At 66.8% G+C, this 17,281-nt stretch carries 13 protein-coding genes, 1 tRNA gene and 1 pseudogene; 10 read left to right on the top strand and 5 right to left on the bottom strand.

The features are described 5' to 3' along the window. Window positions 1-4 precede the first annotated feature (4 nt). From gmk to ispB, 3 genes are all read right to left on the bottom strand, one after another. Complete coding sequence (gene gmk, locus B0684_RS09580; protein ID WP_018146304.1) at window positions 5-655, bottom strand: guanylate kinase; 651 nt, start codon at window positions 653-655, stop codon at window positions 5-7. Between the two features lie 101 nt (window positions 656-756). Then, a tRNA-Pro gene (locus tag B0684_RS09575) sits at window positions 757-833 on the bottom strand. Window positions 834-940: 107 nt separating this feature from the next. Further along, the gene (ispB, locus tag B0684_RS09570) at window positions 941-1,909 is read right to left on the bottom strand and encodes an octaprenyl diphosphate synthase (RefSeq protein WP_018650436.1); all 969 of its coding nucleotides are present in this window, start codon (window positions 1,907-1,909) and stop codon (window positions 941-943) included. Window positions 1,910-2,219: 310 nt separating this feature from the next. On the opposite strand from ispB, the gene rplU reads away from it, so the two are divergent. The 4 genes from rplU (at window position 2,220) to proB (ending at window position 5,112) form a co-directional block, all read left to right on the top strand. After that, a complete protein-coding gene (gene rplU / locus B0684_RS09565; RefSeq protein WP_018146302.1) occupies window positions 2,220-2,531 on the top strand; it encodes a 50S ribosomal protein L21 in 312 nt (103 codons plus the stop codon). 29 nt (window positions 2,532-2,560) lie between these two features. Continuing rightward, window positions 2,561-2,821 (top strand): 50S ribosomal protein L27, encoded by a 261-nt coding sequence (gene rpmA, locus B0684_RS09560; RefSeq protein ID WP_017941884.1) that lies wholly within the window; start codon window positions 2,561-2,563, stop codon window positions 2,819-2,821. Window positions 2,822-2,899: 78 nt separating this feature from the next. Further along, on the top strand, window positions 2,900-3,982 hold the full coding sequence (gene cgtA, locus B0684_RS09555; RefSeq protein ID WP_018650435.1) for an Obg family GTPase CgtA: 1,083 nt from the start codon (window positions 2,900-2,902) through the stop codon (window positions 3,980-3,982). Next, complete coding sequence (gene proB, locus B0684_RS09550; RefSeq protein WP_018650434.1) at window positions 3,979-5,112, top strand: glutamate 5-kinase; 1,134 nt, start codon at window positions 3,979-3,981, stop codon at window positions 5,110-5,112. The genes cgtA and proB overlap by 4 nt, the downstream gene beginning before the upstream one ends. Window positions 5,113-5,473: 361 nt before the next feature. Here proB and xseA read toward each other — a convergent pair whose 3' ends face one another. After that, window positions 5,474-6,883 (bottom strand): exodeoxyribonuclease VII large subunit, encoded by a 1,410-nt coding sequence (xseA, locus tag B0684_RS09545; protein WP_018650433.1) that lies wholly within the window; start codon window positions 6,881-6,883, stop codon window positions 5,474-5,476. 14 nt (window positions 6,884-6,897) lie between these two features. Next, on the bottom strand, window positions 6,898-7,671 hold the full coding sequence (locus tag B0684_RS09540; protein WP_018167972.1) for a DUF4197 domain-containing protein: 774 nt from the start codon (window positions 7,669-7,671) through the stop codon (window positions 6,898-6,900). A 190-nt stretch (window positions 7,672-7,861) separates the two neighbouring features. On the opposite strand from B0684_RS09540, the gene guaB reads away from it, so the two are divergent. From guaB to B0684_RS09510, 6 genes and pseudogenes are all read left to right on the top strand, one after another. After that, on the top strand, window positions 7,862-9,322 hold the full coding sequence (guaB, locus tag B0684_RS09535; RefSeq protein ID WP_018650432.1) for an IMP dehydrogenase: 1,461 nt from the start codon (window positions 7,862-7,864) through the stop codon (window positions 9,320-9,322). Between the two features lie 71 nt (window positions 9,323-9,393). Next, entirely contained in the window at window positions 9,394-10,971 is a 1,578-nt protein-coding gene (guaA, locus tag B0684_RS09530; RefSeq protein ID WP_018650431.1) for a glutamine-hydrolyzing GMP synthase, read from the top strand. Window positions 10,972-11,174: 203 nt separating this feature from the next. Next, window positions 11,175-12,473, top strand: a complete 1,299-nt coding sequence (locus B0684_RS09525; protein ID WP_018650430.1) for a ferredoxin reductase family protein — start codon at window positions 11,175-11,177, stop codon at window positions 12,471-12,473. After that, window positions 12,470-13,279: a cytochrome b5 domain-containing protein gene (locus B0684_RS09520; RefSeq protein ID WP_018650429.1), complete on the top strand. Its 810-nt coding sequence runs from the start codon at window positions 12,470-12,472 to the stop codon at window positions 13,277-13,279. Before B0684_RS09525 ends, B0684_RS09520 begins: the two co-directional genes overlap by 4 nt. A gap of 7 nt (window positions 13,280-13,286) precedes the next feature. Further along, window positions 13,287-13,733: pseudogene (locus B0684_RS09515) on the top strand (GMP synthase (glutamine-hydrolyzing)); the annotation flags it as partial. 196 nt (window positions 13,734-13,929) lie between these two features. After that, on the top strand, window positions 13,930-17,268 hold the full coding sequence (locus B0684_RS09510; RefSeq protein WP_077277020.1) for a PAS domain S-box protein: 3,339 nt from the start codon (window positions 13,930-13,932) through the stop codon (window positions 17,266-17,268). The last annotated feature ends 13 nt before the right edge of the window (window positions 17,269-17,281 follow it).

The following is a 17,281-nucleotide window of genomic DNA, read 5'->3' as shown; positions in this document are numbered from 1 at the left end:
CATGTTACGCCGACCCATGCGCGCCCGCCAACAGATTCCCGATCGTGGATGCGGATCGGATCTCCTGTTCCACGGTGCGCAGGCGGTTGGCGCGGAAGATACAGGCCAGATCGCGCACGGCCTGGTCGAAGTCGGCATTGACCACGGTGTAGTCGTACTCGCGGAAATGCGTGCAGTCGGATTCGGCATCCCGCAGACGGCGCTGGATCACGTCTTCCTCGTCCTGCCCGCGGCCGCGCAGGCGGCGTTCCAGCTCGTCGCGCGAGGGCGGCAGGATGAAGATGGAATGCGCATCCGGCACGGCGGCGCGCACCTGGCGCGCACCCTGCCAGTCGATCTCCAGGATCACGTCCACGCCGGCGTCCAGGCGTTCGTCGACACTGGCGAGCGCGGTGCCGTAGAAGTTGTCGAACACCTTGGCGTGTTCCAGCAGCTGGCCGTCCTCGATCATCCCGAGGAAGGTCTCGGCGCTGACGAAGTGGTAGTGCTGTCCGTCGACCTCGCTGGCGCGCGGCGTCCGTGTGGTATGCGAAACCGAGACCTCCACCGCCGTCACCGATTCAAGCAGGGCGGCGACCAGGCTGGTCTTGCCGGCACCCGAGGGCGCGGAAACGATATAGAGGGTGCCGCGAACGGCCGGGGTATTGGCGGTCATGGACGTGTCCGCAGGGCCTGAACGTGATCGGGATCTGGCCGCTTCCGGATGGGCCGCTTGAATCGGGCCACAGGCCGGAAGACCAGGGTCAAGAAGAAGGTTGGTCGGAGTGAAAGGATTCGAACCTTCGACCCCTGCCTCCCGAAGGCAGTGCTCTACCAAGCTGAGCTACACTCCGAACCGAGCCCGCTATTATGCCGAGCCTCCCGGGGCGTGTCCATGCCCCGGGCGCTGAAAATCCTATCGGTAACGGTCGACCCGCCATGCGGCGTGGGTCGCGCCGCGTCAGTGGTTGCGCCCGACGGCGAAACGGGCGAGATCGATCAGGGCCTGACGCTGGGGCGAATCGGGCAACGTGGAGATTGCCTCGATGGCGGCGTCGGTTTCGGCCTCGGCGCGAGAGCGGGTGTAGGCCAGGCCGTCGGTTCCGTGTACGGCCTGCAGCACGGCGTCGACCTGATCGCGGCCGCCTTCTTCGATCGCCCGGCGCACGACGGCCTGCTGCTCGGGGGAGCCCACGCGCAGCGCATGGATCAGCGGCAGCGTGGGCTTGCCCTCGGCGAGGTCGTCGCCCATGCGCTTGCCGGTCACCTCGTCATCGGAGGAGTAGTCCAGGACGTCGTCGATCAGCTGGAAGGCGGTGCCCAGGTGCATGCCGTAGCGGGCCAGCGCCTGCTCGTCGTGTTCCGGGCGTTCGCCCAGAATGGCGCCCAGCTGGCAGGCGGCCTCGAACAGCTTGGCGGTCTTCGACTGGATCACGTGCATGTAGCGCTGTTCGTCAACGTCAGCGTCGTGGCAGTTCATCAGCTGCATCACCTCGCCCTCGGCGATCACGTTGGTCGCGTGGGAGAGGATCTCCATGACCCGCATGCAGCCGACCTCGACCATCATCTCGAACGCGCGCGAGTAGAGGAAGTCACCGACCAGGACGGCGGCCTCGTTGCCGAAGATGTGGTTGGCGGTCTCGTTGCCGCGGCGCAGCTCCGAGGCATCCACGACGTCGTCGTGCAGCAGGGTCGCGGTATGGATGAACTCCACCACCGCCGCCAGTGTCACCGGGTCCTGGCCCTGCACGTGGCAGGCCCGCGCCGACAGGGTGGCCAGTAGCGGTCGCAGGCGCTTGCCGCCCGAATGGATGATGTAGTGTCCGAGTTGGTTGATCAGCACCACCGGCGAGCTGAGGCGCTCGCGGATGCACTGGTCGACGGCCTGCATGTCGTCGGCCGCCAGTTCTCGGATTGCTTCAATGGGCATGGGGGTAGGCAAGCAGGCTCATGTGAGGTGGTCGTGAGGGGCGAAGGCATGCTAGGGAAACGCTGCCTAATGTACAAGTTCGGGCGCGCGCCGGAGCGGTTTGCGGGCAGGGTGGGCCAAGGGCTGTTGCCGTGCGCCCCGGATCGAAAAAACGGGGTGTCCGCGTGTACCCGTCCATGAGCGTTCCCGCGGCCTGGCCGCTTCCCGGCATTGACCCGAGCGAGAAGCGCTGCTAGCATTTCCGCCCTTTCGCGAGACCAGCTCCCAGTCAGCTGGTCCACACAAGGTATCGCAACGGAGTCCCAGGGAAATGTACGCGATCATCGCAACAGGTGGTAAACAGTACCGCGTCGCCGAAGGCGACGTGATTCGCATCGAGAAGCTCGAGGCCGAGGCCGGTTCCGAGGTCGAGTTCGACCAGGTGCTGATGGTCGGTGCGGGTGACGATGTCCGCGTCGGGGCCCCGCTGGTGGACGGTGGCAAGGTCACCGCCAAGGTCGAAGACCATGGCCGCGCCAAGAAGATCCACATCATGAAATTCCGGCGGCGCAAGCACTCCCAGAAGCAGATGGGACACCGCCAGCATTACACCACCGTGCGCATCACCGGCATCGCCGGTTGATCGCCGCAGGCATTCAGGAGAGCTGAACCATGGCACATAAAAAGGCAGGCGGCAGTACCCGCAACGGGCGCGATTCCGAGAGCAAACGCCTGGGCGTGAAGCGCTTTGGCGGTCAGGTCGTGCGCGCCGGCAACATCCTCGTTCGTCAGCGCGGGACGCAGTATCATCCCGGCGAGGGCGTGGGTTGTGGCAAGGACCATACGCTGTTCGCCAAGGTTGACGGCCAGGTCGTCTTCAAGGTGGGCGGTCCGCACAACCGTCGTTTCGTGAGCATCCAGCCGCAGCAGTAAGCCGGCCGGACAGCGAAGCGTTCGCGAAAAGCCCCGTTCGACGGGGCTTTTTTTGTTCTGTACTTCGGGAAGCAAGCAATGAAGTTCATCGACGAGGCCACCATTACCGTAAAGGCCGGCGACGGCGGGAATGGCTGTGTCAGCTTCCGCCGCGAGAAATACATCCCCTTTGGCGGGCCCGACGGGGGTGACGGCGGAGATGGCGGCTCCGTATGGCTGGTGGGCGACGAAGGCCTTAACACCCTGGCCGATTTTCGCTACCAGCGCCGGTTTGATGCCGAGCGTGGCGAGAACGGCAAGGGGCGCAATCGTACGGGGTCTTCCGGCGAGGATCTGGAGATCGCAGTGCCGATCGGCACTCAGGTGCGCGATGCCGAGACCGATGAGATCCTGGGTGATGTGACCCACGAGGGTCAGCGTCTGCTGGTCGCTCAGGGTGGTTTCCACGGGCTCGGCAATACCCGGTACAAGTCCTCCACCAACCAGGCGCCCCGTCAGAGCAAGCCGGGCACCCCGGGCGACCTGCGCAAGCTGTCGCTGGAGCTGATGGTGCTGGCCGACGTCGGTTTGCTGGGCCTGCCGAATGCCGGCAAGTCCACGCTGCTGGCGCGGGCCTCGGCCGCTCGCCCGAAGATCGCCGACTACCCGTTCACCACCCTGATCCCGCAACTGGGCGTGGTGCGCATCGGGGTCAACCAGAGCTTCGTGATCGCCGACATCCCCGGGTTGATCGAAGGCGCGGCCGAGGGAGCGGGTCTGGGTACACGTTTCCTCAAGCATCTGGCCCGCACCCGCTTGCTGCTGCACGTGGTGGACGTGTCCCCGCCGGACCCGGAGGCCGATCCCCTGGTGGACCTGCGCACCGCGATCACCGAACTGGAGCACCACAGCGACAAGCTGGCGGCTCTGCCGCGCTGGATTGTGCTGAACAAGAAGGAACTGCTGGATGCCGACGAACTCGCGGCCCTGGTCGAGCGCGTGCGTGCGGACCAGGGCGAGGCGCATCCGGTGTTTACCATCTCCGCGGTGACCGGCGAGGGCGTGGACGCCCTGCTGCAGGCGGTGATGCGCCATGTCGAGGAGGCCGCGCAGGCGGCGGCCGAGGCCGATCGGCGGGGTGCGACAGGGACGCCGGAGGACAAGCCGGAGGACCCCGCGTGACAGCGTCTGCCACACGGGCGCTCCCCGCCATTCGCCGGGTCGTCGTCAAGATTGGCAGCGCGCTGATCACCGCCGATGGTGCCGGGCTCGACCGCCCGGCGCTGGAGTCCTGGGCGCACCAGATCGCGGCGCTGCGCCGGCGCGGGCTGGAGGTGATCCTGGTCTCCAGCGGGGCGGTGGCCGAGGGCATGCGTCGGCTGGGCATGACCGAGCGCCCGCACCAGTTGCACCACGTGCAGGCCGCCGCCGCGGTCGGACAGATGGGCCTGGTTCAGGCCTACGAGCGCGAGTTCGCCAGCCACGATCTGCATGCGGCGCAGGTCCTGCTGACCCACGACGACCTCGCCGACCGCTCGCGCTACCTGAATGCCCGCAGCACCATGCTGGCCCTGCTCGAGATGGGCACGATCCCGGTGGTCAACGAGAACGACACCGTGGCCTACGAAGAGATCCGTCTCGGCGACAACGACACCCTGGCCGCGCTGGTGGCTAACCTGGTGGTGGCCGACCTGCTGCTGATCCTGACCGACCAGGATGGCCTGTTCGACCGCGATCCGCGCAAGCATGCGGATGCCCGCTTGATCCAGGAGGGCCGGGCCTCGGATGCCGGGCTTCACCGCTATGTGGCAGCCGATTTCGGTCGCCTGGGGCGGGGTGGCATGGCAACCAAGCTGCTGGCTGCCGAACGCGCGGCACGTTCGGGCACGCATACCGTGATTGCCTCCGGACGCGAGGCGCAGGTGATGGGGCGGGTACTGAAGGGCGAAGCACTGGGCACCTGGCTAAAGCCGGACCGCGAACCGCTGGCGGCGCGCAAGCGCTGGCTGGCGGACCAGCTGCACTCGCGCGGGCAGTTGCAGCTGGACGCCGGGGCCGCACGCGTGCTGCGCGAATCGGGCAGCAGCCTGCTAGCGGTAGGTGTGGTCAGCGTCGAGGGGGATTTTCGCCGCGGCGAGGTCGTGACCTGCGTGGATCCGGACGGGACCGCCGTGGCACGGGGGCTCACGAACTACGCGGCCAGCGAGATTCAGCGTATCCGCGGCCAGCGTGCCGATCGCATCGAGGCCGAGCTCGGCTACCTGCTCGAGCCGGAGCTGATCCATCGGGACAATCTCGTCCTGCTCTCCTGACCGCCACCGGATGCTGCTGTCCTGCGTGGGTCTGTGGAACCACAGCTGTGGGAGCGTGCTTGCACGCGAAGCCCCTGCCAGAGTCTGACGCGGGCAGGGGCTTCGCGTGCAAGCACGCTCCTACGGGATTTGGGGTGTGCTGACCAGGTATCCGGGTTCCCGGCGGTGGGGGCGGGCACGTTGGTGGGGGTGTGCGTGACGGAGGCCATCCCGGCTCTCCGCCGCGCTGCGGCATGGATGGCCTTGCAGGTGCTGACCCCAGGCTACCCACTTCCTTCTTACCCCTTCGCGCGCTTCCCGTCTTCCTGTTACACGCGATTGTCTGTGTGCCGTCGGTGGTTAAAGGCCGGGAGACCGCGCTTCAGTTTTCGCCGTGTGTGGCGGTGACTTCCAGGTCCAGGCGCCCGCGCGCCAGACGTGCATGCACGCGTTCGCCCCTGGCGGTCTGATCCGCGGCGCGCAGGACTTCGCCCTCTGTGGTCTGCAGGATCGCGTAGCCGCGTTCCAGTACTGCCTCCGGGCCCAGTGAACGCAGCTGGCGCGCGGTGGCGTCCAGCTGCCGCTGGCGGGCGACGAGGGCCTGGTGGGTGGCCGTTTGCAGTTGGCGTTGCAGGCGGGCGAGGGCCTCGCGCCGCTGCAGGATGTCGTGGTCCGGGCGTACCCGCACCAGGCGCTGGCGCAGGTGATCCAGGCGCATGCGGGCGGATGCCAGGCGGGTGCCGGGCGAGGCGCCGGCCAGACGCAACCGGGCGTGTTGCAACCGCACCCGGGCGCGTTCCTCGAGGCGTGACCACGCGCGCTGCAGGCGTTCGCGCTGGTCGTCCAGGCGTTGGGCATCGCGTTCCAGCATTTGCCGCGGGTGGCGGCGTTCCAGGCGCGTATGCAGGGCGGTCAGGGTCTGCTGGTGGCGCGCCACGCGCTGGCCCAGCAGCCCGCTCAGGCGTTCGCGGGCCCGCGCTAGCTGGTGGCGCAGGGTCGCGGCATCCGGGCTGACAGCCTCCGCCGCGGCGGTGGGCGTGGAGGCGCGCAGATCGGCGACGAAATCGGCGATGGTGGTGTCGGTCTCGTGCCCTACGCCGCTGACCACCGGGATCGGGCAGGCGGCGATGGCGCGCGCGACGCTCTCCTCGTTAAAGGCCTGCAGGTCTTCCAGGGAGCCGCCGCCGCGGGCGAGGATGAGCACGTCGACCCGGCCCTCGGCCGCAGCCTGTTCCAGGGCTGCGACAATCTGGCCGGCGGCCTGGGCACCCTGCACCGCGGTGGGGTAAAGCGTGACCGGTAGCAACAGCGGGAAGCGCCGCGCCAGGGTGCGCTCGATGTCGTGGCGCACATCGCCCTGGGTGGAGGTGATCACGCCCAGGCGGTGGGTCCAGGCGGGCAGTGGCTGCTTGCGCTCGGCGTCGAACAGCCCCTCGGCGGCGAGCTTTTCCTTCAGGCGCTGGAAGGCGGCCAGCAGGCGGCCCTCGCCGGCCGGTTGCAGGGCCTCGACGATCAGCTGGAACTGCCCGCGGGCGCCGTAGATCCCGGCACGCCCCTGGATCTGTACGGCGTCGCCGTCGGCAAAGCGCGCGGCCTGGCGGGAGCGCCCGCGGAACAGCACGCAGCTCACCGAGGCGTTCTCGTCCTTCAGCGAAAAGTACTGGTGCCCGGATGCGTATTGACGCAGGTTCGATACCTCGCCCTCCACGCGCACGAGGCCAAGCCCGTCACGCAGCAGGCCGTCGGCACACTGGTTGAGCTCGGTTACGGAAAAGACGGGGGCGTCGCTCATGGGGGGCTCGATGGTTACAGACGGGTGAAGACGCGCTGGAAGACATCGGTGCCGCGCCCGACGGGGTCGACCCGCAGGCGGGCCTCTTCTTCCGCGAGGGCGTGGAACAGGCCGTCCATGGTGTGGTCCAGCACATGCTCGGCCAGGTCCAGGCGGACGTTTGCCAGAAACGGGATGTCGCGCATCCGCGACTCCAGCTCGCGGTGGGTCGTCATGGCCTCCACGGCGTCCAGGCTGTGCTCGATCGCGGGACGCATGGCCTCAGTCAGGCGCGGCCGCATCTGTGTTTCCAGATGGCGGGTGGCGGCGTCCTCGGGCCCCAGCAGGATGCCGCGGGCATCGTCGAGATCGAGCGCGAAGATCGCCCGGATGAAGGGTTCCCGGGCCTGCCATACCGCATCCTCGGCCGCGCGGTTCATGCGCTCCTCCAGGGTGTCCAGCGGCGCGGCCATGCCGAGTCGGCCCAGCGATCGCCGTGTGGTGGCGAGCACCTCGGGCAGGGGGATGCGCACGTCCGGGTTGCCGTAGAAGCCGTTGCGCCGGCTGAGGGTCTCGGAGGCGGCGTGGGTCGCGATGACCAGGGCCTCGTGCACCGCCTCGATCAGCTCGGCGGTCGACAACCCGGCGAATTCCGGTGGCCGGGTGATCAGCGAGCGGAACATGTCCTGACCGAAGCGCCACCAGTCGGCGCGAGCGCTGGACGCAGTGGCCAGGCCGAGGCCGGGGGCCAGCAACAGGGCCAGCGCGGTGCGTCGGGTGATGCGGGCCGTAGGCGCGCGCTCGGGCATGGGTCTCGCCTGGCAGGGGGCTCGGGATGGATTCGCATCCTATCAGGGTGCTGTCCGGGCGTCTGCGCACGGCCCTTGCATGTGTGTCTGTGCTTGTCCCGGAAGGGCCCGAATTCTATACTGAACGGCTATTTATCCGCCCCCGGGATTTTCCCCCTTGCGTCCCGGCGGGCCTGGCCTGGAGTGGTGCATGCGGATACTCGGTGAAGCCCTTACCTTTGATGATGTACTGCTGATCCCGGGGCATTCGAATGTCGTTCCGCGTGATGTCGACCTGAGTACCCGGATTACCCGCGAGATCACGCTGTCCGCCCCGGTGGTGTCGGCCGCGATGGACACGGTCACCGAGGCCAACCTGGCGATCGCGATGGCCCAGGAGGGCGGGCTCGGGATCGTGCACAAGAACATGTCGGCGGAGGCCCAGGCCGCCGAGGTCCGGCAGGTCAAGAAATACGAAAGCGGTGTGATCAGCGAGCCGATCACCATCGGCCCGGATGCGAGCATCGGCGACGTGGTTGCGCTGACCGACGCCAATCACATCTCCGGCGTGCCGATCGTTTCCGGCAACGACCTGATGGGTATCGTGACCTCCCGCGATCTGCGCTTCGAGACCCGCATGAACGCCCCGGTCTCGGAGATCATGACCCCGCGCGAGCGCCTGGTTACCGTGCCCGAGGGGGCCGACCGCGAGCTGGTGCTGGAGCTGCTGCACAAGCACCGGATCGAAAAGGTGCTGGTCGTCAACGACGACTTCCAGCTGCGCGGGATGATTACGGTCAAGGACATCCAGAAGTCCACCGAGCACCCGCATGCCTCCAAGGACGAGCGGGGCCGTCTGCGCGTGGGTGCCGCGGTGGGTGTGGGTGAGGGCACCGATGAGCGCGTGGCCGCGCTGGTCGAGGCCGGGGTGGACGTGCTGGTGGTGGATACCGCGCACGGGCATTCCCAGGGCGTGCTGGATCGCGTCGCCTGGGTCAAGAAGCACTACCCGGACGTGCAGGTGATCGGTGGCAACATCGCCACCGCCGATGCGGCCAAGGCGCTGGTCGCGGCCGGGGCCGACGGCGTGAAGGTCGGAATCGGGCCGGGCTCGATCTGCACCACCCGCATCGTGGCCGGCGTCGGCGTGCCGCAGATCACGGCGATCTCCGATGTGTCCGAGGCGCTGAAGGGCACGGGTGTGCCGATGATCGCCGACGGGGGCGTGCGCTTTTCCGGGGACCTGGCCAAGGCGATCGCCGCGGGCGCCGATTGCGTGATGCTGGGCTCGATGTTCGCCGGGACCGAAGAGGCCCCGGGCGAGGTCGAGTTGTACCAGGGTCGTTCCTACAAGATCTATCGCGGTATGGGCTCTTTGGGCGCGATGCAGCAGGGCTCCTCGGATCGCTACTTCCAGGACCCGAACAGCTCGGCCGACAAGTTCGTGCCCGAGGGGATCGAGGGCCGGGTGCCGTACAAGGGCTCGATCGTCGCCATCATCTACCAGCTGATGGGCGGGCTGCGCTCGTCCATGGGCTATGTCGGCGCACACAACATCGAAGAGATGCGGACCAAGCCGCATTTCGTCCGCGTGACCGCCGCCGGCATGCGCGAGAGCCATGTGCACGACGTGGCGATCACCAAGGAAGCCCCGAACTACCGCATGGACTGACCCGGCCACGATGGCCGGGTATCCCTACCTGACATACTCCCGGCCCGCAGGCCGGGATACCGGATGACCTCATGACCCAGGATCTTCACGCCCACCGCATTCTGGTGCTGGACTTCGGTTCCCAGTACACCCAGCTGATCGCCCGCCGCGTGCGCGAGGCCAGGGTCTACTCCGAGGTGCATGCCTGGGACATGCCGGCGGCCGACATCCGGGCGTTCAATCCCACTGCGATCATCCTCTCCGGCGGCCCCGAGTCGGTGAATGTCGACCAGCCCCCGCGCGCCGAGGACGCGGTGTTCGAGCTGGGGGTTCCGGTACTGGGCATCTGCTACGGCATGCAGACCATGGCCGCGCAGTTGGGTGGTCGGGTCGAGCCGTCGGAGCGTCGCGAGTTTGGCTATGCCCAGGTGCGCGCCCGTGGCCATACGCCGCTGCTGCGCGACATCGAGGATCACACTACGCCGGAGGGCTATGGCCTGCTGGACGTCTGGATGTCGCACGGCGACCACGTGACCGAGCTGCCGCAGGGCTTCCGCTTGATGGCCTCCACCGATTCCGCACCGATCGCCGGCATGGCCGATCCGGATCGCGGCTTCTACGGCGTGCAGTTCCACCCCGAGGTGACCCACACCACCCAGGGCCAGCGCATCATCGAGCGCTTCCTGCACGATATCTGCGGCTGTGCGGCGTTGTGGACGGCCGACAACATCATCGACGACATGGCCGCGCGGGTGCGCGAGCAGGTCGGCGACGATCACGTGGTACTGGGCCTGTCCGGCGGGGTGGACTCCTCGGTGGTGGGCGCGCTGCTGCACAAGGCGATCGGCGACCAGCTGACCTGCGTGTTCGTGGATACCGGGCTGCTGCGCGAGGGCGAAGGTGACCAGGTCATGGCGACCTTCGCTCGCCACATGGGTGTGCAGGTGATCCGTGTGGATGCCGAGGAGCGCTTCATGAGCGCCCTGGCGGGAATCCAGGACCCGGAGGCCAAGCGCAAGATCATCGGCGGGCTGTTCATCGACGTGTTCGACGAACAGGCTGCAAAGCTCGACAACGTGCAGTGGCTGGCTCAGGGCACGATTTACCCGGACGTGATCGAGTCGGCCGACTCCAAGACCGGCAAGGCCCACGTGATCAAGTCGCACCACAATGTGGGCGGCCTGCCGGAGAACATGAAGCTGGGGCTGGTCGAGCCACTGCGCGAGCTGTTCAAGGACGAGGTGCGCAAGATCGGTGTCGAGCTGGGCCTGCCCACCGAGATGGTCTATCGCCATCCGTTCCCCGGGCCGGGCCTGGGCGTGCGCATCCTCGGCGAGGTGAAGAAGGAATACGCCGACCTGCTGCGTCGCGCCGACGCGATCTTCATCGAGGAGCTGCGCAAGGCCGATCTCTATGACAAGACCTCGCAGGCGTTCGCGGTCTTCCTGCCGGTGAAGTCGGTGGGGGTGATGGGCGACGGCCGGCGCTACGACTACGTGGTGGCCCTGCGCGCGGTGGAGACCATCGACTTCATGACCGCCCGCTGGGCGCACCTGCCGTACGACTTCCTCGACCATGTCTCGCGGCGGATCATCAACGAGATCCCCGGCATCTCCCGCGTCACCTACGACATCTCCGGCAAGCCCCCCGCCACCATCGAGTGGGAGTGAGTGGAAAGACCCGCAATGGCGGGTGCTGACCGGCGTCATAGCGGAGGCTTCAGGATCCTGCTTAGCCCACGGCCCGTAGCACGACTACCGGCCGTGGGGCTACGCCTTGCCTCGGAAGACACGGTGCACTAACGCGAGCGTGTGCATTGATCGGCGGTTACCTAGACTGTGCCGAGGTGGACTTCCTGGAATAAACGGATCCCATGTTCAGACGCATCAGAGCGGGTGACTGGATTGTCGTGGTGTTGCTGCTGCTGCCGGTGCTGGTGGCGTGGCCGCGTTGGTGGCCGCGGCCGGGCGCCGGCGCGGCCGAGGTGCTCTCGGCGCTTGGTCACCTGGCCGGGGTGCTGGGTCTGAGCGCGCTGCTGGTCGGGGCAATGCTGAGCGTGCGCCTGCCGGCCCTGGATCGCTGGTTCGGCGGTTTGCCGCGTATCTGGGCCCTGCACCGGATACTGGGTTTCACGGCGTTCATCCTGATCATGCTGCACGTGGTGTGGCTGGCCTTCGGGGCGCTGCCCATTTCTCCGGCAGCGGCCGTCCGGGTGATCTTTCCGCCCCTTGAACACGGGGCGGTATGGATGGGCTGGGGCGCACTGGCGCTGATGGTGATCTTTCTCGCGCCCACCTTTCAGTTTTTCGGCAGGCCGCATTACCAGCGCTGGAAGCGTCTGCACCTGTTGTCGGTGCCCGCGTTCCTGCTGGCGTTCGCGCACGCGGTCATGCTCGTGGAGCATGCGCTGCTCTGGTGGGGGCTCGCGGCCCTGGCGGTTGCCGCAGTGCTCTGGCGCAAGGTGCTGTCGCCCCGGCTGGGGCGCCATGATTATACCGTCGATGCCGTGACCGCCCTTGCGTCCAACGTGGTGGAGATCACCCTCGCCCCGAGGGGCCGGGCCATGTCGCATGCCGCGGGACAGTTCATGTACCTCACCCCCCACGACCCGGGCCTGGAAGCCGGCCGGGGGGAAGAGCACCCCTACACCATCTCTTCGGCGCCAGGCGAGGACGTTGTCCGGGTGGGCATCAAGGCCCTGGGCGACGCCAGCCGGGCATTGCAGACGGTGACACCGGGAACCGCCGTGCAGATCGAGGGCCCCTACGGGCAGTTCTTCGAGCGATGCGAGCCGCAACGCCGGCAGCTCTGGTTCGGTGGCGGCATCGGCATTACGCCCCTCGTGTCCGGCGCCCGGGCCCTCCAGCGGGAGCCCGGGGCCGGGCCGGAGGTCACCCTGATCTACCTGGCCAATCGACCGGACCGCGCCTATTACATGGACGAGCTTCGGGAGATCGCGCAGGGGCACCCGCATTTCGATGCACAGATCCATTATTTCCAGGATCGCGGCCCCGTGGACGAAGCGTTCATCCGCTCGCATTGCCCGGACCTGGAGGAACGGGAGATCTACATCTGCGGGCCGCCCGGCATGGTGCATCACCTGATGGGGCTTCTAAGCCGCGCCGGTGTACCCAGGGGCCGCATTCATACGGAGGCGTTTGATTTCCTATGACCGTGAACAAGATTGCCTACACTGCGTTCGTGGCCTTCTGCGCCGTGATCGTCACCCTTTGGGCCGTCAGCGCGCTGGTCGCGGAGACCCGCGAGACCGACGACGATCAGCGCCTGTTTACAGAACAGGAGCTTGCGGCCCACGACAGTGCCGAGAGCTGCTGGAAGGCCATCGACGGCCAGGTGTACGACGTGACGGACTATATTCCGCGCCACCCCACCTCCGAGGACGTGATACTGGAGTGGTGCGGCCGTGATGCCACCGAAGGCTGGTACAACAAGACGCCCGGGCGTCCGCACAGCCCCAGGGCCGCCGCCATGCTGGAACAGTACCGGGTAGGGCAACTTGCCGATGCACCGGCACCCCAGGCACGGCCCGAGGCTTCAGCGCCCACGCGGGAACCCGCCACCCATCCGCCGGGCCGGGTGCTGCTCGGCCTGTCGCCCGGGACGTACCTGGACGGGCGCTATCGAGGCGTGTTTTCGGACCGGGGCGCGATGCAGGTCAATATCCAGTTCGATCTGCGGGACCATCATTTCCACAACGTCCGGTTCCGGTACCTGAGCTACCAGGGAGTGGATTATCTGGCGCTTGAGGAGGAAGAGGAACTTCATGCCGTGATGCGCCAGCACCGTCAGGCCATCGATTACCTCGAAGGGCGGCCGCTATCGGCCCTATTCGATCTCTACGCGCCGGAGGAGGTGGTGGAGGACATCGACGCCTTTACCGGTGCGACGCTGAGAGGCAACAAGCTGATCTCGGCCATTCGTGATGCGCTCAACCGCGGCGTCTATCAGTGGCCGTGACATGGCCGAGCGGGTCCGCGAGCTGGGTGGCGATGGCCCTGTGGTGCTAGGTCTGCCCACCGGGAGGGTTTATCGCCACCGGTTCCCCGGGCCGGGCCTGGGCGTGCGCATCCGCGGCGAGGTCAAGAAGGCATACGCTGACCTGCTGCGCCGGGCCGATGCGACCTTCATCAGGGGGGCTCCGCAAGGCGGACCTGTACGACAAGACCTTGCAGGCCTTTGCGGTCTTCCTGACGGTGAAGTCGGTGGGCGTGATAGGCGATGGCCCACGCTACGACTACGTGGTCGCACGGCGTGCGTCGAGACCATCGACTTCATGACCGCGCGCTGGGCGCACCTGCCGTATGACTTCCTCGACCACGTCTCGCGCCGCACCATCAACAAGATCCCCGGCATCTCGCGCGTCACCTACGACACCTCCGGCAAGCCCCCCGCCACCATCGAGTGGGAGTAAACATCCGCCTGGACACGAATGCAGTGTTTCCCTGGAAGTACCCAGTAGGGTGGCACACTACACCTGTTGGGATGGGGGGCGAGACGTGGCAGTATCGTGGTCTATCGACCCCTAACCACGGAAAACCCGGTTGAAAACGCCTCCCCGCCCCGGAAACGAACAGGAACGGTTGCGAGCGCTGTGGGCAAAGGGGCTCCTGGATACCCCGGACGAGGAGCGGTTTGATCGACTCACGCGTCTGGCCAGGCGGATGTTCGGGGTGTCGATCGCGTTGGTTTCGCTGGTCGACGAGGACCGGCAGTGGTTCAAGTCCCGGCAGGGGCTCGAGGCCCCGGAGACCGGGCGTGACATCTCCTTTTGCGGTCACGCGATTCTCGGGGACCATATCCTCGAAATCCGCGACGCGCGCGCGGACTCCCGGTTTGCCGACAACCCGCTGGTTACCGGGGAGCCGCAGATCCGGTTCTATGCCGGCGCGCCGCTTGTCACCTCTGATGGTTACCGCGTGGGCACCCTTTGCCTGATTGACGGCCAGCCGCGGCAGTTGAGCGAGGACGAGCGCCGATCCCTGCGTGACCTCGCCGATGCGGTCGAGGCGGAAATCGACTCCACTGAACAGCAGGCGCTAAGCGATGCCCTCGGCGACCTGCGGCGGCTCGGCGACGTCATCACTCGTGCCCAGTCGGAGTTCATTCGCGATACCGAGCAGGACCGCAGTCAGGCCTTCGACGGACTGCTTGCGGACATCCTCGAGCTGACCCACAGCGAATACGGCTTTATCGGGGAAGTGCTGTACAACCCGGAAGGGCTTCCTTATCTCAAAACCTATGCCATCACCAATATCGCCTGGGATGATGCGACCCAGGCCTTCTACGCGGCCAATGCGCCCCGGGGGATGGAGTTTCACAACCTGGAGACCCTGTTCGGTGCAGCCCTCACCAGCGGCGGGCCGGTGATCGCCAACGACCCCGCCCGCGACCGGCGCAGCGGGGGGCTGCCCGAGGGACATCCGCCGCTCGAGGCCTTTCTCGGCATCCCGATCGAGCATGGCGGCGAGCGGGTCGCCATGCTGGGGATTGCCAATCGCCCCGGTGGCTACGACGACAGCCTGGTGGAGTTTCTGCAGCCGCTGCTGGTCACGCTGGGGCAGTTGACCGATGCGGCCCGGATACGGCGCCAGCACCGTGCCGACCAGGAGGAGCTGGCGCGGCTGTCGCGGGTGGCCAGCGAGACCACCAATGGCGTGATCATTACCGACGCCGAGGGCCGGGTCGAATGGGTCAATGACGGTTTTACGCGGCTGAGCGGTTACACCCAGGACGAACTGCGCGGGCGCAAGCCGGGCAAGCTGCTGCAGGGCGAGGGGACGGATCCGCAGGTAGCGGCGCGGATCGGGGCGGCAGTGGCGCGGGGCGATCCCTTTCAGGTCGACATGCTGAACTACCATCGGGATAACCGAGCGTACTGGGTTCGCATCCAGGGCAATCCGTTGCGCGACGAGCACGGCAGGTTGCAGGGCTTCATGGCGATCGAGTCCGATGTGACCCGAGAAAAGGAGGACGCGGAGCGCATTCGCGAAAGCGAGCAACAGTTTCGCTCGCTGGTCGACAATATCCCCGGCATTACCTATCGCTGCCTGCCGGACGACGACTGGACCATGCTCTACATGAGCGACCAGGTGGACCCGCTGTCAGGCTATCCCGCGAGTGAGTTCATCGACAACGCTGTTCGTAGCTACGCCAGCGTGATCCATGGCGACGACCTGGCACGGGTGAAGGGGGCGGTCGACCAGGCGCTGCGGGCCGGGACCGACTGGGTCGTCGAATACCGGATCCGGCATCGTGACGGCGGTATCCGCTGGGCCCAGGAGCGCGGCTCGGCGGTTCGCGACGACGCGGGGCGGGTGTGTTATCTCGATGGCTTCATCCTGGATGTGACCCGGGATCGGGAAAACCGCGAGCAGCGCCAGCGCCAGCTGGAGGCCTTTGCGGCCCTCAACGACATCGCGTCGATGACCACGCTGGGGCTCGGCGAACAGCTCGAGCGGGCATTGCAGCTGGGAACGGATTTCCTTGGGCTGGAACTGGGTATCGTCAGCCGCATCCGGGGTGACGATTACGAGGTGCACGCCTGTGTCGCACCTCCCGGTACCGCTCTGGAGCCTGGACAGCACTTTTCCCGGAGCAGGACCTATTGCGACCTGATCTTCGCAAAAGGGGAACTGGTGGCCATCGACCACATGGCGGCCTCCGGGCATCGTGGGCATCCGTGTTACGAGCAATTCGGGCTGGAGGCCTACATTGGCGTGATTGTGGAGGTGCAGGGTGAACGCTATGGCACCCTGAATTTCTCGTCGGTGCAGCCGCGTCCGGTTGGGTTCAGTGATGGCGAGCGCATGTTCGTGCGTCTGCTGGCGCGCTGGATCGGTTCGGCGATCGAACGCGACGCGGCGGCGCGCGCGCTGAGACTCAGCGAGACCCGTCTGCGCGGGTTGTTCGAGCTATCGCCGGTCGGCATTGCCCTGAACGATTACGCGACCGGGGCCTTCGTGGACCTCAACCAAGCCCTGTTGCACCCGACCGGTTATACCCGCGAGGAATTTATTGCCCTGAGCTACTGGGACGTCACCCCGCGGGAGTACGAGCCAATGGAGCGCCAGCAATTGGAGCGCATGGAGGCGACCGGTCGTTACGGCCCGTTCGAAAAGGAATACATCCGCAAGGATGGCAGCCGCTATCCGGTGGTCCTCAACGGGATGGTGGTCCACGACAACACCGGGCGCAAACTGATCTGGTCGATCATCGAGGATATCTCGGAGCGCAAGCGCATCGAGCGCATGAAAAACGAGTTCATCTCCACGGTCAGCCATGAGTTGCGCACGCCGCTCACCTCGATCTCCGGTTCCCTGGGCCTTGTGACGGGTGGAGCGGCAGGGGCGTTGCCGGAGCGGATGCAGGCGATGCTGGAGATCGCTCACAAGAACAGCAAGCGCCTGGAACTGCTGATCAACGATCTGCTGGACATGGAAAAGCTGGTGGCCGGCAAGATGCGCTTCGAGAGGCGCGAGCAGCCGCTGTTCCCGTTGCTGGAGCAAGGCGTGCGCGACAACCAGGGATATGCCGAGCGTTACCAGGTGCGCCTGGTGCTGGACGCGGAGGACGATGGGGCCCGGGTGGTGGTGGACGCCGACCGTCTGCAGCAGGTACTGGCCAATCTCCTCTCCAATGCGGCCAAGTTCTCGCCGGAGGGCAGCGAGGTGAGGCTGGCGGTGGATCGGGACGGGGAGCGGGTGCGTGTCTCGGTGAGCGATCACGGCCCGGGGATTCCGGAGGCGTTCCGCGAACGCATCTTCCAGAAGTTTTCCCAGGCCGATGCCTCCGACAGCCGCCAGAAGGGCGGCAGTGGTCTGGGGCTCGCGATTACCCGGGAACTGGTGGAGCGCATGGACGGCGAGGTCGGGTTCGACTCCGTCCCTGACGAGGGGGCGACCTTCTGGTTCGAGCTGGGATGCCACCTTGATGAGGCCCGCGGATGAGGCCTTTGTGGTC

The sequence above is a fragment of the Thioalkalivibrio versutus genome, from assembly GCF_001999325.1.
Taxonomy (GTDB): domain Bacteria; phylum Pseudomonadota; class Gammaproteobacteria; order Ectothiorhodospirales; family Ectothiorhodospiraceae; genus Thioalkalivibrio; species Thioalkalivibrio versutus.
The sequence above is the reverse complement of the archived record's forward strand: the minus strand, read 5'-3'. Positions and strand labels throughout refer to the sequence as shown.